This window comes from Caulobacter sp. GSs2 (genome assembly GCF_058680895.1).
The window spans coordinates 1,397,961-1,420,234 of sequence record NZ_CM178725.1; the positions used below are offsets into that span (position 1 = coordinate 1,397,961).

A 22,274-nucleotide genomic window follows, 5' to 3' on the forward strand; every position below is an offset into this window, starting at 1 on the left:
GGCTTTCGCCGGGGAGAGCGGAGTTATACCAAGCGCCGCTGAGCTCGACTCCTCGCGCTCTATATCCTCGTCACCCCGGGACTTGTTCCCGGGGCCCATTGTGCAACCGCAGGTGCGGCGCAGAATAGAACTCTCACGAGGAAGCTGACCCATGGGCCCCGGGAACAAGTCCCAGGGTGACGGCGTATTCTCAGATTTGGCCCCTCTGAGGTCAGCATCAACGGCCGTTGGTACTAGCGCACCGGCTTTCTGGGCAGGTCCCGGAGCAAGGCCTTGTCGAGGCTGAGCGCCATCCCGGCGTTGCGACCGGCCAGGGTCACGACCCGATACTGCGCCGCCGTTCCCAGGATCAGCGACGACTCAGAGACGCTCAGGCCGTAGTCCTGTTCCAGCCACTGAACCATGGAGCCGGTCGCCGCGCGCACCGCCTCATCCAGCGAACTGGCCTGCCCGATGACCGTCATCGCGTCGGCGTTTTCAATCCGCGGACTGGAAAGCACCCTGCTCGGGAGAACCTCCACGCTGAACTCTACGTCCAGCGAGGTTTCCAGCGCCCATTGCGTCGTCTCGCCATCACCTTGAAGCGCGTGTCCGTCCCCGAGAAAGAGCAGGCCGCCCGGCTGGTAGACCGGCAGATACAGGGTGGCGCCCTGAACGATCTGGTTGGAGTCGATATTGCCTCCGAAGCGTCCTGTGTCGCCGGCGGAGAAGGGCGCGAAACCGAAGTCGGGCGCCACCGCGACGCCGCCCAGCATCGGTCGCACAGGGACCAGATAGGTCTTCAAGCCTGCGGGCGCATTTTCCAGCCTGGCGGTCCCGGCGGCGCGATCCAGCCGCCACCGCACCCGCTGGCCCAGACCCGCAGACCGCGTGGCCAGCCCCAGGGGCATCGCTCTGCTGGTGATGCCGTCCAGGCTGTCCGCATAGTCCCGGTTCAGAGCCAGCTTCTTGAAATGGATGGCCAGGACATCACCGGGATTGGCCCCGACGACGAAGAAGGGCCCCGTCTGCGGATTGCCATACAGGGCCACAGTGCGGCCATGCTCGTCCACACCGCCAGAATCTATGGTCCGCGTCGCGATGACGTCGCCCGGCCGGATCACCATGACGGGCGCCCGCTCCGCCGTGAAGGCGTTGGAGAAGGTCTCCGGATTGTAGGTGCGCCGTTGCGGTGGGCCGGTAGGAATCTCAAGCCGTTGAGCCGTAAAAGCGTGTTTCACCCGGACATCGCGCGCGTTGGTGCCCGGATAGTCGGCCCAGCCAGACAGAACATTTCCCGCCTGCGCCGCATCGAAGCCATAGCGATCACCGTCGGAGTCCACAGCGGTGAAGACGAGATGATCCCCTTGGCGCCGCCCCTCGACCGCCAGATCGTTCAACCGACCCGACAGTGTGTCGCCCTTGTCCTCCAGGGTCAGGGTGCTGCGCTCGGTATTGCCCCAGCGATCAACGGAAAGAACCCAGGTCTGCGGCTCGGCCCAGGCGGGCGATGCAGACAGCAGCAACAGGCCAGCGACAAGGCCGCGCATCAACTGTCTCCTTGAAAGATGTCGACGGTAGCGGCGACACGCGATGCGGCAAGTTAAGCATCGGTAACGTCCGGTCGGTGCGATCCTGGAAACTAGCGGCCTGATCCGCATGTCCGCAAAGGGTCGGAAACGGAAATCAGACTACCGCCCGAAACCGGACGTCCGATCGTAGTCCCGCGAGCGAGCATCGCAAAGATCCGCTCAGGGTCGCCAGAAGATCCCTCAACGCCGGACGAAAACAACGTTTCGCGCCCCGCCGGCCCAGGCGCCGAAGCCTGTGACCTTGCCCTCGGCGTCGCGGGCGAAGACGAAGGTGGTGACGCCGCGCAGGCGGGTGGTGAAGGCGTCGGCGAAGCTGGGCGCCAGCGGCCACTCGACCGCGAACCGCTGGCGCATGACCAGGGCGTCGCCTTGCCGGGCCACGGTGATCAAGGTTTCGAGTTCGGCGCTGTAGTAGGTCCCGACATAGTCGGCCAGGGTGGCCACGTCGCCGGCGGCGGGGCGCACGGCGACGAAGCTCTGGGTGACGCCGGCCCTCGTCAGGCTGAACGCGGCCGCGTCGACGCCCGTGCGGCTGAAAACGATCACGCCGCCGTCGGCGGTCTGGAAGCGGTTCTGCCCCAGCGGCGTCAGAATCTGCGAGCCGCTGCGCGTCAGGGTCAGCTGCCCGCCGACCGCCGCCAGCCGCACCAGATCACCGTTGACCGGATCGCGAAACAAACCCTGATAGGGCGTGAGGTCCTTGGGGGCCTGCGCCGCCGCGACAGCTCTGGGCGCGGAGACGGCGGTCTGCGCAGGCGCGTGGCCGGCCGCAAGCAGGGCCTGGGCGGCGATCCGTTCGCCCAGCGCCACGGGGTCGATGCCGCCGTTGTTGCACATCAGGGCTATTGAGACGGCCTCGTCGGGATAGCGCCCCAGCCAGGTCTTGTAGCCGGCCGTCGAACCGCTGTGCGACACCAGCCGGCGGCCGTGGTCGCGGGTGATCTCCAGGCCCAGGCCATAGTCCAGCGGCGCGCCGCTGCTCAGCTGACCGGGAGTCTGCAAGGCCGCTACCAGGGCCGGGCCGCCGGGCAAGGCCGAGGGCCTGTCCAGGAAGGCGTTCCAGGTCAGCAGGTCGCCGACCGTGCTCAGCAGACCGCCGTTCCCGTAAACGCTGGTGAACGGCATGTTGGCGACGAAGCCCGCATCGGTCGGCGCATAGGCGCTGGCCCGGCCAGGCACGACGGTGCGGAAATTCTCGCGCCACTGCGTGTGGCCCATGCCCAGCGGCTGGAACAGGCGCTGGCGGGTGAAGGCCTGCAGGCTGGTCCCGCTGACCCGTTCGACGATCATCGCCGCCAGGGCGTAGTTGGTGTTGGTGTAGAGAAACGCCGCGCCAGGCGCGAAGTTGAGCCCCTTCTGGCGCGAGGCCAGGTCCAGGATCATGGCGTTGGTGTGGACCTGGGCGCCGGGACCGTTGCCGGTCAGGGCCATCAGGCTCCACTGCTCGCGCAGGCCGCTGGTGTGGTTCAACAGATGCCGGATGGTGATCGGCGCGCCGTAGTCCGGCATTTCGGGCAGGACGCGGCGGATATCGTCGTCGAGGCTGAGCTTGCCGTCCTGGACCAGCAGCACGACGGCGGCGGCGGTGAACTGCTTGGCCAAGGACCCGGTCTCGATGATCGTCGCCGGGGTCAGGGGCGCGGCGTGCTCCAGGTCGGCCTGACCGCGCGCCACGATCACCGGCGACGCGCCGGCCAGGGCGACGCCGGCGACACAGCCCGCGCCGCTCGGATCAATAGAGGCGAGGGCCGCGTCCAGGTCGAGCCCGGGCGCGGATCGGGTCTGGGCCAGTGAGGCGGAACCCAGGCCAAGGATGACGCAGGACAGGGCGGCGGCGGTGAAGGCTGGACGCATGAAATCCTCGATGAACGCCTCAGCCCCTAGAACCGCGCCACGGGGCCGCCAATCGACTATCGGCGAAACGCCGCCTGCCAGCGGTGAACGACGGTGACCGTGGTCACCCATAGAGCCGACGGAACGGATCTGGGCGTGCGTCTTCTCGGGTCGCTCGATCGACACCGCAGGCGGCAAGGCCGCGCCACCGGCTCCCTCTCAAGACCCCTACAGCTTCACCCCAAACCTCGGCCCCACCGCCATCATCACCGCGTAGAGCCCGATCGTCAGGACGCAGCCGGCCAGCAGGGCGGGCCAGAAGCCCAGGCCGCGCCGCAGCAGGGCCGGGATGACCAGGAACATCGGCAGGGACGGCAGCACGTACCAGAAGGTGGCCTCGACATGGCTGGCCATGCGGGCCACGTCGCGGGTGTCGCGCCACAGCCAGATCATGCCCAGGATCGAGATCAACGGCAGCGAGGCCACCAAGGCAGCAAAGCCCGGCGACTTGCGGGCGATCTCGGAGATCGCGGCGATGATCACGCCCGAGAGCGCGGCCTTGAGGACGAGATAGAGCATGGCGGCGGTCTCCTTGGGGGGCGCGGGACCGGACAAGATACGCTGCCCGGAACCTTGGCCACTGACGGCTCGTTGATCCTGCTACAGCCTCAGGAGCCCGACCATGACCGACATCACCTACACCATCGTGGAGCACGACGGCGGCTGGGCCTACAAGCTGGGCGACGTGTTTTCAGAAACCTATCCCAGCCACGCCGCCGCCCTGTCCGCCGCCCAGCGCGCCGCCGCCGAGCAGGAGGTCTCGGGCGAGACCACCGGCATCACCTATGAAGACGCCACGGGCCAGTGGCGCGAGGAGATCGCGGCGGGCGACGACCGGCCCACGACCCACGTCGTCGACAACCCATAACGGCGTTGGGCGAATGGCCCCTGTCTTGCTCGCGAAAGCTCCGACGAGCCATTTCGAGACAGGGTCCACGCCGATGTTCGCCAAGAAGAAAGACACCCCCGCCCCCGTCGCCCTGGCGATGCAGGAGCCTCCGCGCGGCCTGGCCGCCCAGGCTGCTGCGGCTACGCCGGTCGCTCGGCCCAAGCCGGCCTCGATGATCGCCCAGGGCGTCACCATCAAGGGCGATGTGGTCGGCGACGGCGAACTGCACCTGGACTGCGTGGTCATGGGCGACATCCGGGTCGGCAAGCTGATCCTGGGCCCCAACAGCCGGGTCGAGGGCAGCGTCACCGCTCAGGTGATCGAGATCCACGGCAATGTGCTGGGCAGCGTCACCGCCCAGGCCGTGCGCCTGTACGGGACCGCGCGGGTGGATGGCGACATCACCCACGAACAGCTGGCCATGGAAACCGGCGCCGAGTTCCAGGGTCGCAGCCTGAAGTTCCAGCGTCCGGCGCCCGTCGCGGCGCCCGCGCCAAGCCACGTCCCGCCGATGCCGCAAGGCGCGCCGGCCTACGTCGCCCAACACTAAGCCGGACGGTAGGATGGCGAGCTGTGGCGCACGCGCCACGTCTCGCTGTCTTCACCCATCGCGGCCGGAACGCTCACGCCTGATCCCGCCATCGGGGCCCCTCCGCCATCACAGGAAAGGCGGCGGAAGACCCCCGCGGCTCCCCGCCGTTTGGTGGGGGGACGGGACGGCGGGATGCTCGGGCCGGCTCGGCTGTTCACAATCCAGGCCATTGCGTGCAAATGCAGCTATCCCTGTCCCGCCGGCTGGATGCGCCGAAATGTCGCGGCAAGGCGTAAACGGTTAACCGGTCGCATTAGCCATCTTCCGCAGGCGCCGGGCCAGGTCCTCGGGCCGGTCGGCGATCTGATCGAACAGGGCCTGGACCTCGGCTTCCCGGAAGCCGGCGGCGCGCAGGGTGCGCCAGGCGCCGGCCAGAACCGCCTCGGCGATCTCGATCCGGTCCTCGCCGGAGACCGGCGTGTCAGGCCGACAGGCGAAGGCCCCCGCGAAGGCGGAACCGGGCGCGACAGACAGGATCGAGGCGGCGGACATCGGCAGGCTCCCTTGAATGGAGCGGCATCATGTTCCCTTTTTGTTCGCAATGACAAGCCCCCTCATGCCCAAATGAAAAAGCCCCGGAGCGGGGGCTCCGGGGCTTTCCATGATCTCTGCGCCGACACGGCTCAGGAACGCTGGAGGGGCGCGTCCCGTCCCCTCGGCCAGGCGGCCAAGGCGAAGGCGCTCGTCGTCAGGCCCGGCCGGCCCTCAGAGAAAAGGTGTTCAAAAACGGGGCCTTAGCCTGACCGTTCACCGGATCTAGCGGCAGACCGTCCGCTCATAGACGACGCCGCTGCGGCGGTCATAGTCGCGGGTGGTCCAGCAATCGCTGCGATAGTCGTCGTAATAGGGGCGGCTGTAATAGCGCGGCGGCGGGGGCGGCGGGGCGTAACCGTAGCCATAGCCGCGACCCGAGCGGGCATAGCGGCCATCGTCGTCATTGTTGCTGGCGATCGCCGCGCCCAGGGCCAGACCCAGAACGCCGGCCACGATGGCCGCCTCGGTCTTGCCACCGCCGTCATGGCCATGGTGGCGATGATGGCGACGCGAATCCGCCGACGCCGTGGTCGCTGCGGCGACCATCGAAAGCGCGGCAAGGCCGGCGGCGACCTGGCCAATCACGGTGCTGATCCTGCGGGCCATCAGCCCCTCCCCTTCGTCTCGATCCGCCCGGCGGCGGCTTGCCTGATACCGTGAAGGCAATCTCGCGCCGCGCGCCTGAACCGCACCTGAACGGGCGCCAGGGGACAAAGCCGGCGCCGGTTTATTCACTATTTGCCGCCACACTGGGATCGTTCGACGGATTCGCTTTCGTCGGGCGGGTCGACCAGCGGAGGCTTCCATGACCAGCAGCGTGGCGTACAAGACGGGCGAAGCCCTTCAGGTTCTGTCGTTCGAGGTCGGAACCCAGACCTATTGCGTGCCGGTCAATTCGGTTCGCGAGATCCGCGGCGTCACCCCGCCGACCCAACTTCCCGACGCCCCGCCCTATGTGCGCGGCGTCATCAACCTGCGCGGCCAGGTCATGCCGGTCATCGACCTGTCGGCCCGTCTGGGCAAGGGCGTGGCCGAGGACGGTCCCCGTCAGGTGATCATCGTCATCGAGAGCGGCAACGACGTGGCCGGCCTGCTGGTCGACGCAGTCTGCGACAGCTTCATCGTCAATGGCGACCAGATCAATCCGCCGCCGTCGATGGGCGAAGAGAATTCGCCCCTGGTCTCGGCGGTGATCACCTCGGAAACCGGCATGACCGTGCTGCTGTCGGTCAGCCACATCATTCCCGAGCGCGCCAGCGCGGCTGCGGCTGCCGCTGCGGACGCCGCCGCCATCGCGGCCTGAGGCCGTCACCCCGACAACAATTCGAACAATTGTTCGACCAAGCCTCTTCCGCTCTCCCCTGACGGGGCGATAGACTCCCCGCCATTGCAGGGAGAGAGCGAATGAAGGCGGCTGTGCTGCGCGAGGTGGGCAAACCCCTCCAGATCGAAACCGTGTCCATCAGCAAGCCGGGCCCGCGCGAGGTGCTGATCCGCACCAAGGCCGCCGGGGTCTGCCATTCCGACCTGCACTTCGTCGAAGGCTCCTACCCCCACCCCCTGCCCGCCGTGCTGGGCCACGAGAGCGCCGGCATCGTCGAGGCGGTCGGGTCTGAGGTCCGCACCGTCAAGGTCGGCGACCACGTCATCACCTGCCTCAACCCCTATTGCGGCCACTGCGAGGTCTGCCTGACCGGGCACATGAACCTGTGCATCAGCCCCGAAACCCGCAGGTCCAAGACCGATGAGCCGCGCCTGTTCAGGGAAGACCTCTCTGGATCAGGCAATACCAAGATGGCCCAGTTCCTGAACCTGTCGTCCTTCGCCGAGATGATGCTGGTGCACGAACACGCCTGCGTCGCCATCCGCCGCGACATGCCCTTCGACCTGGCCGCCCTGATCGGCTGTTCGGTGATGACCGGGGTCGGCGCGGTGATCCACACCTCCAGCGTCCGTCCGGGTGAGACCGTGGCCGTGATCGGCTGCGGCGGCGTGGGCCTGGCCACCGTCAATGGCGCGGCGATCGCCGGGGCCGGCCGGATCATCGCCATCGACCGCGTGCCGGCCAAGCTGGAACTGGCCCGCCAGTTCGGGGCCACCGACCTGATCAACGCCGACGACGGCGACGTGGTCAAACAGGTGCAGGAGCTGACCGGCGGCGGCGTGCAGCACAGCTTCGAGGCCATCGGCCTGAAGGTCACCGCCGAACAGGCCTTCCGCATGCTGCGCCGGGGCGGCACCGCCAACATCATCGGCATGATCCCGGTCGGCACCAAGATCGAGCTGAGCGGCTCCGACTTCCTGGGCGAGAAACGCATCCAGGGCAGCTATATGGGCTCCAACCGCTTCCCGGTCGACATGCCCCGGCTGGTCGACTTCTACATGGGCGGCAAGCTGAAGCTGGACCAGATGATCTCGCGCCGCATCAAGCTGGAAGAGATCAACTCGGCCTTCGACGAACTCAAGCGCGGCGAGCTGGCGCGGTCGGTGATCGTGTTTGACTGAGAGGTCTCTGAGACCTTTCGCACAGACTTTTTCGCCCCCTCATCCGACCCCGGCCATCGCCGGGGTCGCGGCCTCCTGCAGGCGGAGAGGGGGCGGGGTATCCGGCGCATAGCCACAGAGATTCGCCTCCGGTCGGGCGTCGTTGGGGCTCATCTGCGCCGGTGCGACAAAATGCCCGTTTCAGCTATTGCCGTGCGTCGAAGCCGGGCTCCCTGGCGCGGATCTCTTTTTGCTTTTCCGGTCGTCATGCCGGGAAGAGGTTTGTTTTTCGACAGTGTTAGCAAAAACAACAATAGCTCTTCTAAAGTTATAGAACTCTGAGGTGTAGATATTAATTGGCTCAGCGTGAATTCTTAAAAAGTATGACCATAAACCCATATTGAGTGCGAGTATATACTTATAAACAACCCCAGCTTGCATTCAATTAGTAATGTTACCCAAGGCTAAGTTACGCTCTATTTACCAATCTGGCTCTTTTTCCCCCACAGCAAGGCTCGAATGAAATTGGGCAGGGGAATAGGCAGCATGTTGAAAAAAACCAAATCTGGTGTCCTGGCGCTGTGCGCCACGGCGCTCATCGCCGCGCCGCTCAGCGCCCACGCTGACGCCGCCAAGGACCTGCAGGTCGCGGGCCGCGCGCTCACCTTCCTAGAAAACGGCCCGACGGGCAAAGCCACGCTCGGCGTGGTCTTCGATCCGTCCAAACCCGCCTCGGTGGCCGAGAAGAATGCGGTCATGGCCGCGATCGGCGGCGGACTGAGCGCCGGCGCCCTGACCCTCACGGGCAAGCCTGTCGAAGCCGGCGACGTCGCCGGCGTGTCGGGCGTCGCGGCGCTCTACATCACCACCGGCGTCAACGCCGGCCCGGTCGGCGCCGCCGCCAAGGGCAAGAAGATCATCACCATCGGTTCGGACATGGGCTGCGTCACCAGCGGCGCCTGCGTGATGAGCGTCTCGGCCGACCCCAAGGTGGAAATCGTGGTCAGCCGTTCTGCGGCCGCCGCGGTCGGCGCGGTCTTCAAGGCCGCCTTCCGCATGATGATCCGCGAAGTCTGACCCCAGCGAACGAACGAGACAAAACCATGAAAACGACTCTCTTCGCCGGCGCTTCGGTCGGCCTGATCATCCTGGCTTCGGCCACCGCCGCTTCGGCCCAGTCGATCGACTACGGCGCCATGGAGCAGCTGTTCAACGAACCGGTGACCACCTCGGCCACGGGCTCGCCCCAGCGCGCCACCGAGGTCCCGGTCGACATGACCATCATCTCGGCCGATGACATCAAGCGCTCGGGCGCCGGCGATCTGCCGACGATCCTCAGCCGCGTCGCCGGCGTGGACATCCTGAACTTCGCCGCCGGCCAGTCCGATGTTGGTATCCGCGGCTACAATCAGGCCCGCTCGCCGCGCCTGCTGGTCCTGATCAACGGCCGCCAGGTCTATCTGGACCACTTCGGCTACACCGACTGGGCCTCGCTGCCGATCGCCCTGAGCGAAATCCGCCAGATCGAAGTCGTTCGCGGCCCCAACAGCGCCATCTTCGGCTTCAACGCCGTGTCGGGCGTGGTCAACATCATCACCTTCAACCCGAAGTTTGACGACACCAATGTCATCGAGCTGCGGGCGGGCACGGGCGAAAGCACCAGCGTCTCGGCCGTGAAGACCGTTCGCCTGGGCGAGCGTCTGTCCTTCCGGATCTCGGGCGGCGTCGACCACGCCAATGAGTGGAAGAACACCACCTCGGGCACGGGCATTGTCCTGGCCTCGCAGATCCACAACCCGTCGACGGCGCGCGCCAATATCGACGCCGTGGCCCAACTGACCGACAAGGCCAGCCTGCGTGTCGAAGGCTCGATGTCCAACGGCGCTTCAACCCAGGTGATCTCGACCTTCGCCTATGCCTCGCATCGCGTCAAAACCGACTCGATGAAGGCGACCCTGAACGCGGAAACCAGCTTTGGCCTGATCCAGGCCCAGGCCTATCGCAACAATCTGGACGCCCTGACCCCCGGCCGTCGCTACCTGAACAACATCACGGTCTACAGCCTGGAAGACCTGTTCAAGATCGGCGCGGCTCACACCATCCGCGTGGGCGTGGAATATCGCGACAACCAGCTGGACACCGCCTCGTACCAGGGCGCCAAGGTCAGCTACACCGTGCTGGCCCCGTCGGCGATGTGGAACTGGGTCGTCAATCCCAAGCTGTCGCTGACCGCTGCGGCGCGCGTCGACAAGCTGAGCCTGAAGCGGACGGGGTCCTTCCCCGCCGGCGCCCCCCAGAACAACAATGCCCTGTGGGATCGCGACATCACCGAAACCAGCGTCAATCTGGGCGCAGTTTACAAGGCCTCGGACAAGGACACGCTGCGCCTGACCTTCGCCCGCGGCGTTCAGGCCCCGACCCTGCTGGAACTGGGCGGCCTGCTGATCCCGCCGGCCACGCCGGCGCCGACCGGTGGTCTGATCGCCGGCAATCCGTTGCTGGAGCCGGCCCTCGTCAGCAACTATCAGCTGGCCTATGACCGCGCCCTGCCGTCGCTGAACGCCAGGGCCAGCGTCAAGCTGTTCACGCAGAAGACCGAAAGCGTGAAGGGCCAGTTCAGCGGCTCGGCGCTCGATTTCGCGCCGACCGCCACGACCTGGGCCACCTTTACCTACAAGAACGTCTCTGACTCCAAGATGAGCGGCGTCGAGCTGTCGGCTTCGGGCAAGCTGGATGGCGGCTTCCACTGGAACGCCGACACCACCTATACGAACGTCAATGACGCGCCGTTCACCACGCTGTCCTCGATCATCCTGCGCAAGGTGAACTTCGAGGCCACCTCGCCCAAGTATCGCAGCAACCTCGCCGCGGGCTGGTCGAACGACAAGTGGAGCCTGGATGGCTACGCTCACTTCGTGAGCAAGTTCAGCTCCTACAACGGCAACCTGCTGGAGCCAGTCAAGGGCTACACCACCGTCGCCGGCCGCGTCGCCTATGAGTTCGCTCCGGGCGCCGAAGTGTCGCTGAACGGCCAGAACCTGCTGACCGAACGCCAGTCGCAAGCCCGGGGCGCAAGCGGCCTGGAAGCCGAGCGTCGCGTGATGCTGGGCGTCAGCAAGAGCTGGTAAGCGCCAACTAACGCTGGAGAGCGAGGGGCCCCGCCGCAAGGCGGGGCCCTTTTCCGTTGGTCATTCGCCTGGGCGGGGGACGGGATGGGAGGGTGAGAGGTTACAGCCTCGCAGAATGGGGCGCTGTCAGGATGGACGAGGATTGATCGGGCAGTCTAGGTCCGATCACCCAAGGCGCTCTGCGCCGCCGCGATCAGTTGCGGAAGGCGGCGAACGATCGTGGCCTACACCAGAGCCGGCGAGACGTCGTCATAGTCATGTCGATAGACATTGCCCGCGCCGGTGATGGCTTTCCACGGCAGATCGGAGAACCTTTCCCGCTCGGCTAAGTCCAGACGGCGCGCGGCCTCGGAGATGATCTCAAGGCAGCGCGTCACGGCATAGAAGCTCTTGGCGTCGGCCGCGAAGGCTTCCTCGTCGAGGCCCGCCGCGAAATTCAGCGCCAGCCGCGCATTGTCCAGAATATCCGTCCAGGCCTGAACGTCGCGCTCAGAAGGCATAGACCGCGTCGCGTTCGGCCGACGGCCGCACATGGGCCTTCAGGCCCTGGCGCTCGACCACATCGACCGGCGCGGTGAACAGGCCGGCGATATATTGGGTGATACCGACATAGTCGTAGAGATCGAGCTTCGCGGCAGGATCCAGCTCGACGAAGATGTCCAGATCGCTATCCGGCCGTGCCTCGCCCCGCGCGGTCGAGCCGAACAACGCCGCGCGCGAGACGCCCATGGCGCGCAAGGCCGCCTCGGCGGCGCGCAGAACGGCGATGACGGCGTCTCGGTTCATGCGGGGATTGTAGCGGCAAAGCGAGTGAGGCGCGAGTGGCGGGGTGGGTGCGGTCGGTGATGGTGTTTGACTGAGGGGGTAAGCTGAATCCCCAGTCTTCAACCCTCTCTCTTTGAGAGAGGGTTTCAAAAGGTCGTCTATCCCCGTGCCCGCACGGGCATAGCCGCCCCTCGCCCCCAACACATTCAACGCCCTAACCGCCGCACCCAGCGTCACGATCGAAAACCGACGCAGCCCCCCGCGAACCTCCCGCATAATCACTCTCGCCCCATCGCAGGGGAGGACGCGAAGCTGGCGACCGAAACGCGCGATGGGGGCGGTTGTACGGGTGCAAGAGGGCGGGTGACGTAAACCCGCCTATCGGAGGAAGGCCAAGCCTCCGCCCGTCCGAAGGTTCGCTCCGGGTTCCTCCGGAATCGGCGTGGCTGCAGCCCAAGGCTGGGTCCGTCGCGAGGAGGATACAATCCGGGTGGGGCAAAAGGCTGAACAGGCCTGCGCACCCCGGCCAGAGGGATAACGACCGCGCGGAGCGCTCCGGCCACGGCCGAAACGGTACTCCACTACAAACCCATCCGGGCCTGGCCCGGACGCTCCGCCGCCTCCCCACACTTGCCGGCTTGAATCCGGCGAGGCTGCGAACCTGTGTCCGCATGGCGGCCACAGGATGACACCAGGCTGGGCTGCCCCTAGGCTGGCGCCGCAAGTCAGGGATTCTCGCCGCATGACCAACACCCTTCGCCGCTCCGCCTCGCTGATCGCCTTCGCGGCGGCGCTGGTCGCCTCGTCCGCCGGCCTCGCCCCGGCCTGGGCGGCCGCAAAGACCGATCACGCCGGGACCGTGCGCAAGCTGGTCGGCTCGCCGGCCTTCAAGAAGGCGGCCCAAAAGCTGGACGCCGACTTTGACCGCACCATCGCCGACGTCGTCACCCTGACCGAGATCCCCGCCCCGCCCTTCAAGGAAGAGGCCCGCGCCAAGGCCTATCTGGAGATGCTCAAGGCCCATGGCCTCAGCGACGTGACGATGGACGCCGAGGGCAATGTCATGGGCGTGCGGCCCGGCACGGCCACCAAGGGCAAGGGGCCGTTCGTGGTCATCGCCGCCCATCTCGACACCGTCTTTCCCGAAGGCACCGACGTGAAGGTCCGGCGCGAGGGCACCAAACTGATGGCGCCGGGCATCGGCGACGACACTCGCTCGCTGGCCACCCTGCTGGCCTATGTGCGGGCCATGGACGCGGCCGGCATCAAGACCAGGAGCGACATCCTGTTTGTCGGCAATGTCGGCGAGGAAGGCCCCGGCGACCTGCGCGGCGTGCGCTATCTGTTCAACAAGAGCGCCTATAAGGGCCGGATCACCGCCTTCTTCTCGATGGATGGTTCGGACCCCTCGCGCATCGTCGACGCCGGCACCGGCTCCAAGCGCTATCACGTCACCTTCAAGGGTCCGGGCGGCCACAGCTACGGGGCCTTTGGCACGGTCAATCCGATGACGGCCATGGCCAAGAGCGTGGTCGATCTGTACGCGGTCGAAACGCCCAAGGATCCCAAGACCACCTATTCGGCCAGCGTCACCGGCGGCGGCACCTCGGTCAATTCGATCCCGCACGAGGTGTTCATGGAGTTCGACATGCGCTCGGAAAGCGCTGACGAGCTGGCCAAGCTGGACAAGACCCTGATCGGCATTCTCGACAGCGCGGTGGCGACCGAGAACGCGGCGCGGTCCACCCGGTTTGGCAAGATCAGCTATGACCCCAGGGTGATTGGCGAGCGTCCGGCGGGCAAGACCCCGGCCGAGCAGGCGATCGTGGGCCTGACGGCGGCGGCCGTCACCGCCTTTGGCTTCAAGCCCGAGCACGGCGCCTCCTCGACCGACTCCAACATCCCCATGAGCCTGGGCATCCCGGCCGTGACCATCGGTTCGGGCGGCAAGGCCGGCCGCGCCCACGCCCTGGACGAATGGATCGACATCGAGAAGGGCGAGAGCCTGAAGGGCATGCAGGTCGGTCTGGCCGCCCTGCTGGCCGTGGCCGGGGTCGACTAGGGGCTCGCGGCAGGGCGGACTGTCACGGGAACGCCATACGGGGACGGTATCTGGTCCAGACCAAACTGTACGAGGTTTCCCGTGAGCTCGATCGACCGCCGTCACCTGATGTTATCGGCGGTCGGGGCGCTGAGCGCGCCGCCGGCCATCGCCCGGGCGCTGGCCATCGACGCCGACGTGCGGCGCGGGACCCTCGAGGACGTCGAGCACGTGGTGATCCTGATGCAGGAGAACCGCTCGTTCGATCACTATTTCGGCGGTCTGAACGGCGTGCGCGGCTTTGCCGACCGCTTTCCGATCCCGGTCGCCGATATCCCGGGCCGCACGGGCAAGACCGTCTGGACCCAGGCCAACGGCAAATCCGCCGAAGGCCCGCCGCTGATCGCGCCCTTTCCGCTGAACAGCGCCCAGACCTTTGCTCACATGCGGGTCGAGGGCACGCCCCACAGCTGGTCCGACGCCCAATATGCCTGGGACCAGGGCCGCATGGACCGCTGGCCGGAAAGCAAGCACGCCCACGCCATGGGCTACTACCGGCGCGAGGACATTCCGTTCCAGTACGCCCTGGCCGACGCCTTCACGCTCTGCGACGCCTATCACTGCGCCACCCAGACCGGCACCAACACCAACCGCCTGTTTCTGTGGGGCGGGACCAATGATCCGTTTGGCAAGCTGGGTGGCCCCTCGATCTCCAACTCGCACGACGAGCTGGCCACCAAGGGCGGGGCGGCCGAGGGCTATCGCTGGAGCACCTATGCCGAGCGCCTGCTGGCCGCCGGGATCACCTGGCGCGTCTATCAGGACATGGACGACAACTTCACCGACAACCCGATGGCCGGGTTCCAGAGCTTCCGCGACAGCCACGCCAAGGCGCCGGGCGCCGATCCCCGCTTGGCCGATCTGGGCCTGTCGACCCGCAAGCTGGACGGCCTGCGCGAGGATGTGCTGAACGGGACCCTGCCGCAGGTGTCCTATCTGGTCGCCCCGGCCGCCGATTCCGAGCATCCCGGCCCGTCCAGCCCGGCCCAGGGCGCCGACTACACCGCCCGGGTGCTGGACGCCCTGACCGCCAATCCCAAGGTCTGGGCGCGGACGGTGCTGCTGGTGATGTTCGACGAGAACGACGGCTTCTTCGACCACGTGCCGCCGCCGTCCCCGCCGTCGTTAGACAGGGCAGGCGCGGCGCTGGGCGCCTCGACGGTCGACACCACGGCCGACTACCATCAGGTGCGCAACCCGACCGAGGCCAAGGACGAGCGCGACGACCTGATGGGTCGCCCCTATGGCCTGGGTCCCCGCGTGCCGATGTACGTGATCTCGCCCTGGAGCCGGGGCGGCTGGGTCAATAGCCAGGTGTTCGACCACACCTCGGTGATCCGGTTGCTGGAAAAGCGGTTCGGCGTGATGGAGCCCAACATCTCGCCCTGGCGCCGGGCGGTCTGCGGCGACCTGACCAGCGCCTTCGACTTCCGAACGCCCAACACCAAGCCCTTCGTGGCCGCCCTGCCCAAGACCCTGGAAGAGGCCCGCCGCGCGGGGGCCCTTCCGGGCCGCACCACGCCGCCGACGCCGCCCCTGCCGCTGGTCCCCGAACAGGCGGCGGGACCGCGCCTGTCGCGCGCCCTGCCCTACAGCCTCGAGGTCGCCGAAGGCGCACGGGACGGCGCTGTCGTCCTGCGGTTCGCCAATGCCGGCAAGGCCGCCGCCGTGCTGCATGTCTATGACCGCCTGCGGCTGGACCAGCCGCCGCGCCGCTATACGATCGCGCCGGGCAAGCGCCTGGAAGACGCCTGGCCGACCGGCGCCTATGATCTGTGGATCCTGGGCCCCAACGGCTTCCACCGTCACCTGATCGGCGCCACGCCCCAGAACGGGCCCGTGGCCGAGGTTACGGCTGATCCCGCCCGGCGCGCCCTGACCCTGACCCTGCGCAATGACGGCCCCGCGCCCCGACGCATGGTCGTCACGCCCAAGTCCGCCGGTCCGGCGTGGCGGATCACGCTACAGCCCGGCCAGGCCGCCGAGCGCGTCTGGCCGCTGAAGTCGACCGGCGGCTGGTACGACCTCTCGGCGCGGATCGAGGATCAGGCCGGCTATCTGCGACGACTGGCCGGACGGCTGGAAACCGGCGCGGACTCGTTCACCGACCCGCTGATGGCCGGCGCGGCGCTGATGGATCAGTCAGACTAAAGCGCGACCAGCAGGATCGGCAAGACCGCCCCCGCCGCCAGCAGGATCCAGCCCGTGCGCTTGTCGCGTCCATAGGCCTGGGCCATCCAGACGCCGAGGATCGTGGACGTCGCCAGGCCGATGGCGACAATCAGGAAGACCGCCCTGAGGATCGTCACCGAGACCTTGGCCTTTTCCTCGGCCTTGGCGGGCGCCGCGGGACCCGCCGGCTTCGGCTTGGCCGGCTCGGCTGCCCGCTTGGGCTTGGCCTCGAAGACCTGCTTCATGTGAACGCGGCCCAGCTTTTCGAACAGCGGGGCAGGCTGATAGCCGGGCTGGGCCTCGTGCAGGCCATAGAGCTGGTAGGCGCCGGTCAGCGCGAAAAACACCACGCTGGGCGCGATGAACAGGCCCAGCCAGCTGTGAATGCGCCGGATCAGCGCGAGCCTCAGGGCGGGATTGACGCGCGGCTTGGCTGGACCGGTCATGAGGCTCTCTTCACGGATCTGGAGGCGCGGCGGCCATGGATCGGCCCCGCAACCGCGCGATGATGGCACGCGGGCCGGGCAGCACTAGTGACCTGGATCAACTCAGCGCCGCGACGGCGTCTAGAGCATTTTCCGATCCGACTGGATCGGTAAAATACTCTAGTCTTTTGTTTTAACGCATTTTCTGACGACGAACCGGCGTCCACTTCGTCGGAAAATGCTCTAGCGCAGTTTCGGCGCGGCTTCGGTCTTCAGTTCGGCCAGGGCCAGCTTGGGCGTGACCTCGCTGGCGGCGACGGACCCGCCATCGGCCAGCATCCGGTCGATGCGCGACTTCTTGGCCTTGAACGACGCCAGTTCACCGCCGCTCAGGATCGTGCCCTGCGGCACCTTGGCCCCGATCGGGTTGACCCGCTGGCCGTTCAGCCAGACTTCGTAGTGCAGGTGGGGACCGGTCGACATGCCGGTCGAGCCGACATAGGCCACGATCTGACCCTGGCGAACGCGCATGCCGGCCTTGATGCCCGGCGCATAGCGCGAGATGTGGGCATAGCCGGTGTCCCACTTGCCGGCGTGACGGATGCGCAGCCAGTTGCCGTAGCCGCTCCAGCGACGGGCCTCCAGCACGACGCCGTCGCCGGCCGCCAGGATCGGCGTGCCATGCCCGGCCCCGAAATCAACGCCCTTGTGGGCGCGGTTGAAGCCCAGGATCGGGTGACGCCGCGCGCCGAAGGTCGAGGTGATGCGCGCCCCGTCGACCGGCGTCCGCAGCAGGAAGCCCTTGATGTTCTTGCCGGTCTCGTCAAAGAACTGAGACTTGCCGTCGCGCTCGAAGCCGTAGAAGCGCTGGCCCTTGACCTCGGCATATTCCAGATCGCCGGCCTCGATGGTGCGGCCGCTCTCGGTGACCTTGCGGTCGAACACCAGGCAGAACTTGTCGCCTTCGTGGATGTCCCGCGAAAAGTCGATCTTGTGCGAAAACAGCTTGGCCGCGTCGCTGATCACCCGGGGCGTGCCGCCCACATTGGCGACGCTTTCGTAGAACGAGCCGTTCATCTCGCCGCAGGCGACCTTGGTCTCCTCGGTGACCTTTTCCTCAAGCTCGCGCAGTTTCAGGGCGCCGTCGAAGGTGCGCGAAACGGTCAGGGTCGAGGACGGGCTGGTGCGCATCGACAGGCCGATCAGGCGGGCGGGGCCACCCACGCCATCACCACGACCACTGCGACGCTGGGCGATGGCCGCTTCGAAGGCCATGCCGGCCTTGATATTGACGGTGTCGATCGCGCCATGCAGGGCGGCGACCACCTGACGGGCCTCTTCCGGCGCGACGCCGGCGCGCTCGACGGCATTTTCGAGGGTCTCGCCAGGACGAACCTTGACGGGGATGCTCTGCGGACGGTCGAAGCCGGGCTGGGCCTCGGCGCTGGCGAAGGCGATATGCTGCAGGGCGACCAGGGCGGCGGGATCGAGCGCGGCCTTGACGGGAGTCGGGACGTCAGCGGCCGTCAGCTTCCAACCCAGGCCCAGAGCGGCCAGGCCGGCGACGGCGGTGAACAGCCGGGGCGCCAGGCGAAGAGTCGGGCGTCGCGGATCAAATTCTTGCATCGGTCCCCCGTCGGTTTCGATGCCGCGCAAGGTCAAAATGACACGGCTGGGTAGCCCCCCAGCAATCGCTGCGCCGGAACATGGCCGTGAGCCTTTCCGGCGGCAAGCACTATTCTGCGCTTCGGTCGTTTTGTCACGGAAGAGGTTCAAAGCCCGGCCGATCTATGGCCAAGCCTATGACTGTAAAAGAAAAACGCCCGCCTTTGGGGCGAGCGCTTTGCTTGTACGAAAGAGAATCGGCGCGCCGATCAGGCGGCGGCGACCTGCTCGTTCGGATCGCGCAGCACATAGCCGCGGCCCCAGACCGTCTCGATATGGTGCTTGCCCTGGGCCGAGGCGGCCAGCTTCTTGCGAAGCTTGCAGATGAAGACGTCGATGATCTTCAGTTCCGGCTCGTCCATGCCACCGTACAGGTGGTTGAGGAACATCTCCTTGGTCAGGGTCGTGCCCTTGCGCAGGGAGAGCAGCTCCAGCATCTGATATTCCTTGCCGGTCAGGTGAACGCGGTTGCTGTTCACTTCGACCGTCTTGGCGTCGAGATTGACCACGATGTCGCCGGTCTTGATGACCGACTGAGCGTGACCCTTGGAACGACGGACTACCGCATGGATGCGGGCGATCATTTCGTCCTTGTGGAAGGGCTTGGTCATGTAGTCGTCGGCGCCGCCCGAGAAGGTCTTCACCTTCGTGTCGATTTCCGACGAACCCGACAGGATCATGATCGGCGTGTTCACCTTCGCCACCCGCAGGGTGCGCAGAACATCCAGGCCGCTCATGTCAGGCAGATTGAGGTCGAGCAGGATCAGATCGTAGTCATAGATCTTGCCCAGATCGACGCCTTCTTCGCCGAGATCCGTCGTATAGACGTTGAAGCCTTCAGACTTCAGCATCAGCTCGATGGTCTGCGCTGTTGCGCTGTCATCCTCGATCAACAGTACGCGCATGAGCCCCTCCACGCCACTCGGTGGCGTTATTCGACGTCTTGGCGGAAGCCGCCTGATTAACCCTGCCTGCACTTTGCGGCGAGTTAATTTAAGACTGGTTAATGGTGAATGATCCTGTTGGCAGAATGGTTAATCTGATTTGCGAATCGGGTGCAAGCGGTCGCTGAGTCGCAGCGCAAATTCGTCGGGGATGACTTTCAAGCCTGCCAAAGCGGATTCTCCCGCACCGCGAAATCGCTAAAACCCCGCCCCTCCACGGTTATCGCCCCCAGGGCCAAGCCCTGGGTGAGGATGCGACGCCGCTGGGCATTGCGACGCCATTGCGGCGTTCTGTCGCTGAGATTTTCGAGGGCTTTCCGACGTCGTCGCGACGGCCTCCGCGACGGTCAGTCGCGGGTCTGGATTTCAGAATTCCGGAGACAGTCGGCCGACGTGCATTTCGACGTCTTGTGGCCTTATGGCGACTTTCACGCAGACACCCCTGCCGATGCCATGCTCCAGCGCCCCAGGCTTCGACCGTGCGGCGTTCCACCACACCTTTAACGCGGCCATCGCAGCGTTTTTCACCGCCAACCTGCCCCCGGCACATCCCTAATTTCACAGGTGGTTAACGCTGTCGGTCGAGGATGGAGCCTCACTGCCGAGAGCTGATTTGCGTAGCCTGATCGCCGCCATTGAACGTATCGACCCGCTGACCATTTCCGGTCGCGTCGCCGCCGTGAATGGCCTCCTGATCGAGGCGCGCGGCGGTCTGACGCGGCTGGCGGTCGGGGCTCGGGTCGAGATCGACCGGCTGGGCCTGCCCGTCCTGCCGGCCGAGGTCGTCGGCTTCCGCGAAACCCGCGCCCTGCTGATGCCCTTCGGTCCCGTCGAGGGCGTTGCCCCCGGCGCCGAGATCCGCATCATGCCCGAAGGCGCCACCGTGCGGCCGACCAAGGCGTGGCTGGGCCGCATCATCAACGCCTTTGGCGAGCCCATCGACGGGCTTGGCCCACTGCCGCAGGGCGAGGTGCCCTACCCGCTCAAGGCCGCCCCCCCACCCGCCCATGCCCGCGGCCGGGTCGGCGAGCGCATTGACCTGGGCGTGCGGTCGATGAACGTCTTCACCACCACCTGCCGCGGCCAGCGCCTGGGCATCTTCGCCGGCTCGGGTGTCGGCAAGTCGGTGCTGCTGTCGATGCTCGCGAAAGAAGCCACCTGCGACGCCGTCGTCGTCGGCCTGATCGGCGAACGGGGCCGCGAGGTGCGCGAATTCATCGAAGAGACCCTCGGCGAGGAAGGCCTCAAGCGCGCCATCGTCGTGGTCGCCACCTCGGACGAGCCGGCCCTGACCCGCCGCCAGGCCGCCTACATGACCCTGTCGATCTGCGAATATCTGCGCGACCAGGATCTGGAAGTGCTGTGCCTGATGGACTCGGTCACCCGCTTCGCCATGGCCCAGCGCGAGATCGGCCTGGCCGCCGGCGAGCCACCGACGACCAAGGGCTATACGCCCACCGTCTTCACCGAACTGCCCAAGCTTCTGGAGCGCGCCGGGCCTGGCCCGATCCGTCCCGACGGCAGCACGGCAGCGCCAATCACCGCCCTGTTCACCGTGCTGGTGGACGGCGACGACCACAACGAGCCCATCGCCGACGCCACGCGCGGTATCCTGGACGGCCACATCGTCATGGAGCGCGCCATCGCCGAGCGCGGCCGCTTCCCGGCGATCAACGTCCTTAAGTCGATCAGCCGGACCATGCCGGGCTGCCAATACGACCATGAGCGGATGATCGTCAAAGGCGCCCGCCAGGTGATGGCCGCCTACGCCAACATGGAAGAACTGATCCGCATCGGCGCCTACCGCGCCGGGGCTGATCCCGTGGTCGACCGCGCCATCCGCCTCAATCCGGCGATCGAAGAGTTCCTAAGCCAGGACAAGGACGAGGCCACCAGCCTCGACGATTCCTTCGGACACCTGGGCAGTATCCTTGAAAGTGACCACGCATGACCAAGTGGGCCGCATCCCTGATCCGGATCTCGACCCACGAGGTCGAGACCCTGCAGAAGCGACTGGCCGACATCGTCGAGCGCCGCATGGCCGCCGAACTGCGCGTGGTGATGCTGGACGCGGAAGCTGAAGCCGAAGCCAAGCAAGCCGAAACCTGCAGCGAAGCGGCCTGGATGATGACCAGCTATCGCGAGGGATCCAAGCGCAAGCGCGCCACCATGATGCTGCAGATCGAACAGTGCCAGATCGAGGAACAGGGCGCTCGCGACGCACTATCCTTCGCCTTCGAGGCGCTGAAGAAGTACGAGCACGTCGCTGAGGCGGCCAAGGTTCTGCAGCGCAAGAAGATGAGCGCGTTCGAAAACGCCCAGCTGGACGAGCTGGGCCTGCGCCGCAAGGCTGTCGCCGGTCGCTAGAGGATGCCGGCCTCCAGTTCGTCAAGATAGAGGAACTCGGGAGCCTTCACGCCGGCCATGCGGCGGATCTCCACCAGGCGCGGCGACTCGAAGAAGCGGCGCGCGTCGTCGTGCGAGGTCCATGTCGAGAAGTGGACGATCCTGTTGGGGTCGCTATCGTATTTCAGAACCTGATAGCTGCGTTCACCAGCCTCGCGCCGGATGTCGGCGGCGTTGTCGAACACGGTCTTCCAGGCCGGATAGTCGGCCACTTCATGGATGATCAGAACCTGAGGCATGCCGTCAGTCGGCTTGTGAGGTCTCGCGCGGAGGACGGGCGCGAATCAAGGCGTGGTCGGCGTCGCTGGTCTGGCGCAGGGCTCGCAGGTCTTCGCTGATCCGGAAGATCGCCACATAAAACTCGCAGAAAGCGCGCCAGAGCAACACCATCGCGCCGGCGACCAGCAGACCCGCGATCAGAACCGGGAAGGCCAGAAGCAGCGAGCCGATGCCGGGCTCCTTGAGCGCCAGGCCCACGGCGGCGCCGACGACAGAAAAGCCGAACAGCGCCACGACGCCAAGGCCGGCCCAATAGATCAGGTGGATCACCGGACCTGTCACCAGCCGGTCGAAGGTCAGGAGGTCCCAGAACAGGGCGCTACTGGATTTTGTCTTGTTGGCCGGAGGCATAAGAACAGACCCGAAATCGGCGACAAAACCGCCGTCTTGGCGCATCGCTATCAGCGCGAAGCCCGCTCGGCAATG

22 protein-coding genes are annotated in these 22,274 nt (G+C 66.4%); 10 read left to right on the forward strand and 12 right to left on the reverse strand.

Annotated features, from left to right (window positions below; translation table 11 throughout):
• Positions 1-233: 233 nt before the first annotated feature.
• From ACW17Z_RS06790 to ACW17Z_RS06800, 3 genes are all read right to left on the reverse strand, one after another.
• Positions 234-1,529 carry an acetamidase/formamidase family protein gene (locus ACW17Z_RS06790; protein WP_492058112.1) on the reverse strand — a complete coding sequence of 432 codons (1,296 nt, stop codon included), beginning with the start codon at positions 1,527-1,529 and terminating at the stop codon, positions 234-236.
• 222 nt (positions 1,530-1,751) lie between these two features.
• A complete protein-coding gene (locus ACW17Z_RS06795) occupies positions 1,752-3,425 on the reverse strand; it encodes a serine hydrolase (protein WP_492058113.1) in 1,674 nt (557 codons plus the stop codon).
• 207 nt (positions 3,426-3,632) lie between these two features.
• Positions 3,633-3,983, reverse strand: a complete 351-nt coding sequence (locus ACW17Z_RS06800) for a DUF3147 family protein (protein WP_419320264.1) — start codon at positions 3,981-3,983, stop codon at positions 3,633-3,635.
• 103 nt (positions 3,984-4,086) lie between these two features.
• On the opposite strand from ACW17Z_RS06800, the gene ACW17Z_RS06805 reads away from it, so the two are divergent.
• Together ACW17Z_RS06805 and ACW17Z_RS06810 are read left to right on the forward strand one after the other, a co-directional pair.
• Positions 4,087-4,332 carry a DUF2188 domain-containing protein gene (locus ACW17Z_RS06805; protein ID WP_492058114.1) on the forward strand — a complete coding sequence of 82 codons (246 nt, stop codon included), beginning with the start codon at positions 4,087-4,089 and terminating at the stop codon, positions 4,330-4,332.
• A 73-nt stretch (positions 4,333-4,405) separates the two neighbouring features.
• Positions 4,406-4,903, forward strand: a complete 498-nt coding sequence (locus ACW17Z_RS06810) for a bactofilin family protein (protein ID WP_492058115.1) — start codon at positions 4,406-4,408, stop codon at positions 4,901-4,903.
• Positions 4,904-5,185: 282 nt separating this feature from the next.
• On the opposite strand, the gene ACW17Z_RS06815 is transcribed toward ACW17Z_RS06810, so the two are convergent.
• Both ACW17Z_RS06815 and ACW17Z_RS06820 read right to left on the reverse strand, forming a co-directional pair.
• Positions 5,186-5,419, reverse strand: a complete 234-nt coding sequence (locus ACW17Z_RS06815; protein WP_492058497.1) for a hypothetical protein — start codon at positions 5,417-5,419, stop codon at positions 5,186-5,188.
• A gap of 282 nt (positions 5,420-5,701) precedes the next feature.
• Positions 5,702-6,085 (reverse strand): hypothetical protein, encoded by a 384-nt coding sequence (locus ACW17Z_RS06820; RefSeq protein ID WP_419320261.1) that lies wholly within the window; start codon positions 6,083-6,085, stop codon positions 5,702-5,704.
• Between the two features lie 199 nt (positions 6,086-6,284).
• Between ACW17Z_RS06820 and ACW17Z_RS06825 the strand changes: the two genes are divergently transcribed.
• The 4 genes from ACW17Z_RS06825 (at position 6,285) to ACW17Z_RS06840 (ending at position 11,091) form a co-directional block, all read left to right on the forward strand.
• Positions 6,285-6,782, forward strand: a complete 498-nt coding sequence (locus ACW17Z_RS06825; protein WP_419320260.1) for a chemotaxis protein CheW — start codon at positions 6,285-6,287, stop codon at positions 6,780-6,782.
• A gap of 101 nt (positions 6,783-6,883) precedes the next feature.
• Positions 6,884-7,984, forward strand: a complete 1,101-nt coding sequence (locus ACW17Z_RS06830) for a Zn-dependent alcohol dehydrogenase (RefSeq protein WP_419320259.1) — start codon at positions 6,884-6,886, stop codon at positions 7,982-7,984.
• Between the two features lie 525 nt (positions 7,985-8,509).
• Complete coding sequence (locus ACW17Z_RS06835) at positions 8,510-9,040, forward strand: hypothetical protein (RefSeq protein ID WP_419320258.1); 531 nt, start codon at positions 8,510-8,512, stop codon at positions 9,038-9,040.
• Positions 9,041-9,066: 26 nt separating this feature from the next.
• On the forward strand, positions 9,067-11,091 hold the full coding sequence (locus tag ACW17Z_RS06840) for a TonB-dependent receptor plug domain-containing protein (protein ID WP_492055893.1): 2,025 nt from the start codon (positions 9,067-9,069) through the stop codon (positions 11,089-11,091).
• Between the two features lie 224 nt (positions 11,092-11,315).
• On the opposite strand, the gene ACW17Z_RS06845 is transcribed toward ACW17Z_RS06840, so the two are convergent.
• Together ACW17Z_RS06845 and ACW17Z_RS06850 are read right to left on the reverse strand one after the other, a co-directional pair.
• Positions 11,316-11,591: a HepT-like ribonuclease domain-containing protein gene (locus tag ACW17Z_RS06845; protein ID WP_492058116.1), complete on the reverse strand. Its 276-nt coding sequence runs from the start codon at positions 11,589-11,591 to the stop codon at positions 11,316-11,318.
• Positions 11,581-11,877 (reverse strand): nucleotidyltransferase family protein, encoded by a 297-nt coding sequence (locus ACW17Z_RS06850; RefSeq protein ID WP_419320255.1) that lies wholly within the window; start codon positions 11,875-11,877, stop codon positions 11,581-11,583. Before ACW17Z_RS06850 ends, ACW17Z_RS06845 begins: the two co-directional genes overlap by 11 nt.
• A 721-nt stretch (positions 11,878-12,598) precedes the next feature.
• Here ACW17Z_RS06850 and ACW17Z_RS06855 point away from each other — a divergent pair.
• Positions 12,599-13,918 carry a M20/M25/M40 family metallo-hydrolase gene (locus tag ACW17Z_RS06855; protein WP_492058117.1) on the forward strand — a complete coding sequence of 440 codons (1,320 nt, stop codon included), beginning with the start codon at positions 12,599-12,601 and terminating at the stop codon, positions 13,916-13,918.
• 81 nt (positions 13,919-13,999) lie between these two features.
• The gene (locus ACW17Z_RS06860; RefSeq protein WP_492058118.1) at positions 14,000-16,108 is read left to right on the forward strand and encodes a phosphocholine-specific phospholipase C; all 2,109 of its coding nucleotides are present in this window, start codon (positions 14,000-14,002) and stop codon (positions 16,106-16,108) included.
• On the opposite strand, the gene ACW17Z_RS06865 is transcribed toward ACW17Z_RS06860, so the two are convergent.
• The 3 genes from ACW17Z_RS06865 to ctrA all read right to left on the reverse strand — a co-directional run bounded on the left by ACW17Z_RS06865 (position 16,105) and on the right by ctrA (position 19,124).
• Entirely contained in the window at positions 16,105-16,575 is a 471-nt protein-coding gene (locus ACW17Z_RS06865; protein WP_492058119.1) for a hypothetical protein, read from the reverse strand. The two genes, ACW17Z_RS06860 and ACW17Z_RS06865, sit on opposite strands and share 4 nt — an antisense overlap.
• Positions 16,576-16,797: 222 nt before the next feature.
• Positions 16,798-18,180 carry a M23 family metallopeptidase gene (locus ACW17Z_RS06870; protein ID WP_492058120.1) on the reverse strand — a complete coding sequence of 461 codons (1,383 nt, stop codon included), beginning with the start codon at positions 18,178-18,180 and terminating at the stop codon, positions 16,798-16,800.
• A gap of 248 nt (positions 18,181-18,428) precedes the next feature.
• Positions 18,429-19,124 (reverse strand): response regulator transcription factor CtrA, encoded by a 696-nt coding sequence (gene ctrA / locus ACW17Z_RS06875; RefSeq protein WP_419254388.1) that lies wholly within the window; start codon positions 19,122-19,124, stop codon positions 18,429-18,431.
• Positions 19,125-19,776: 652 nt separating this feature from the next.
• Between ctrA and fliI the strand changes: the two genes are divergently transcribed.
• Entirely contained in the window at positions 19,777-21,114 is a 1,338-nt protein-coding gene (gene fliI, locus ACW17Z_RS06880; RefSeq protein WP_419320246.1) for a flagellar protein export ATPase FliI, read from the forward strand.
• On the forward strand, positions 21,111-21,530 hold the full coding sequence (locus tag ACW17Z_RS06885; protein WP_419320245.1) for a flagellar export protein FliJ: 420 nt from the start codon (positions 21,111-21,113) through the stop codon (positions 21,528-21,530). The genes fliI and ACW17Z_RS06885 overlap by 4 nt, the downstream gene beginning before the upstream one ends.
• Here the strand turns inward: ACW17Z_RS06885 and ACW17Z_RS06890 are convergent.
• Together ACW17Z_RS06890 and ACW17Z_RS06895 are read right to left on the reverse strand one after the other, a co-directional pair.
• Positions 21,527-21,808: an antibiotic biosynthesis monooxygenase gene (locus ACW17Z_RS06890; RefSeq protein ID WP_492058121.1), complete on the reverse strand. Its 282-nt coding sequence runs from the start codon at positions 21,806-21,808 to the stop codon at positions 21,527-21,529. The two genes, ACW17Z_RS06885 and ACW17Z_RS06890, sit on opposite strands and share 4 nt — an antisense overlap.
• A gap of 4 nt (positions 21,809-21,812) precedes the next feature.
• Entirely contained in the window at positions 21,813-22,199 is a 387-nt protein-coding gene (locus ACW17Z_RS06895; RefSeq protein WP_419320243.1) for a DUF4282 domain-containing protein, read from the reverse strand.
• Positions 22,200-22,274 lie beyond the last annotated feature (75 nt).

Coding starts and splice junctions, on each gene's coding strand:
- ACW17Z_RS06790 (WP_492058112.1), bottom strand. CDS start 1,529: ATGCGCGGCCTTGTCGCTGGCCTGTTGCTGCTGTCTGCATCGCCCGCC.
- ACW17Z_RS06795 (WP_492058113.1), bottom strand. CDS start 3,425: ATGCGTCCAGCCTTCACCGCCGCCGCCCTGTCCTGCGTCATCCTTGGC.
- ACW17Z_RS06800 (WP_419320264.1), bottom strand. CDS start 3,983: ATGCTCTATCTCGTCCTCAAGGCCGCGCTCTCGGGCGTGATCATCGCC.
- ACW17Z_RS06805 (WP_492058114.1), top strand. CDS start 4,087: ATGACCGACATCACCTACACCATCGTGGAGCACGACGGCGGCTGGGCC.
- ACW17Z_RS06810 (WP_492058115.1), top strand. CDS start 4,406: ATGTTCGCCAAGAAGAAAGACACCCCCGCCCCCGTCGCCCTGGCGATG.
- ACW17Z_RS06820 (WP_419320261.1), bottom strand. CDS start 6,085: ATGGCCCGCAGGATCAGCACCGTGATTGGCCAGGTCGCCGCCGGCCTT.
- ACW17Z_RS06825 (WP_419320260.1), top strand. CDS start 6,285: ATGACCAGCAGCGTGGCGTACAAGACGGGCGAAGCCCTTCAGGTTCTG.
- ACW17Z_RS06830 (WP_419320259.1), top strand. CDS start 6,884: ATGAAGGCGGCTGTGCTGCGCGAGGTGGGCAAACCCCTCCAGATCGAA.
- ACW17Z_RS06835 (WP_419320258.1), top strand. CDS start 8,510: ATGTTGAAAAAAACCAAATCTGGTGTCCTGGCGCTGTGCGCCACGGCG.
- ACW17Z_RS06840 (WP_492055893.1), top strand. CDS start 9,067: ATGAAAACGACTCTCTTCGCCGGCGCTTCGGTCGGCCTGATCATCCTG.
- ACW17Z_RS06845 (WP_492058116.1), bottom strand. CDS start 11,591: ATGCCTTCTGAGCGCGACGTTCAGGCCTGGACGGATATTCTGGACAAT.
- ACW17Z_RS06850 (WP_419320255.1), bottom strand. CDS start 11,877: ATGAACCGAGACGCCGTCATCGCCGTTCTGCGCGCCGCCGAGGCGGCC.
- ACW17Z_RS06855 (WP_492058117.1), top strand. CDS start 12,599: ATGACCAACACCCTTCGCCGCTCCGCCTCGCTGATCGCCTTCGCGGCG.
- ACW17Z_RS06865 (WP_492058119.1), bottom strand. CDS start 16,575: ATGACCGGTCCAGCCAAGCCGCGCGTCAATCCCGCCCTGAGGCTCGCG.
- ACW17Z_RS06870 (WP_492058120.1), bottom strand. CDS start 18,180: ATGCAAGAATTTGATCCGCGACGCCCGACTCTTCGCCTGGCGCCCCGG.
- ctrA (WP_419254388.1), bottom strand. CDS start 19,124: ATGCGCGTACTGTTGATCGAGGATGACAGCGCAACAGCGCAGACCATC.
- ACW17Z_RS06885 (WP_419320245.1), top strand. CDS start 21,111: ATGACCAAGTGGGCCGCATCCCTGATCCGGATCTCGACCCACGAGGTC.
- ACW17Z_RS06890 (WP_492058121.1), bottom strand. CDS start 21,808: ATGCCTCAGGTTCTGATCATCCATGAAGTGGCCGACTATCCGGCCTGG.
- ACW17Z_RS06895 (WP_419320243.1), bottom strand. CDS start 22,199: ATGCCTCCGGCCAACAAGACAAAATCCAGTAGCGCCCTGTTCTGGGAC.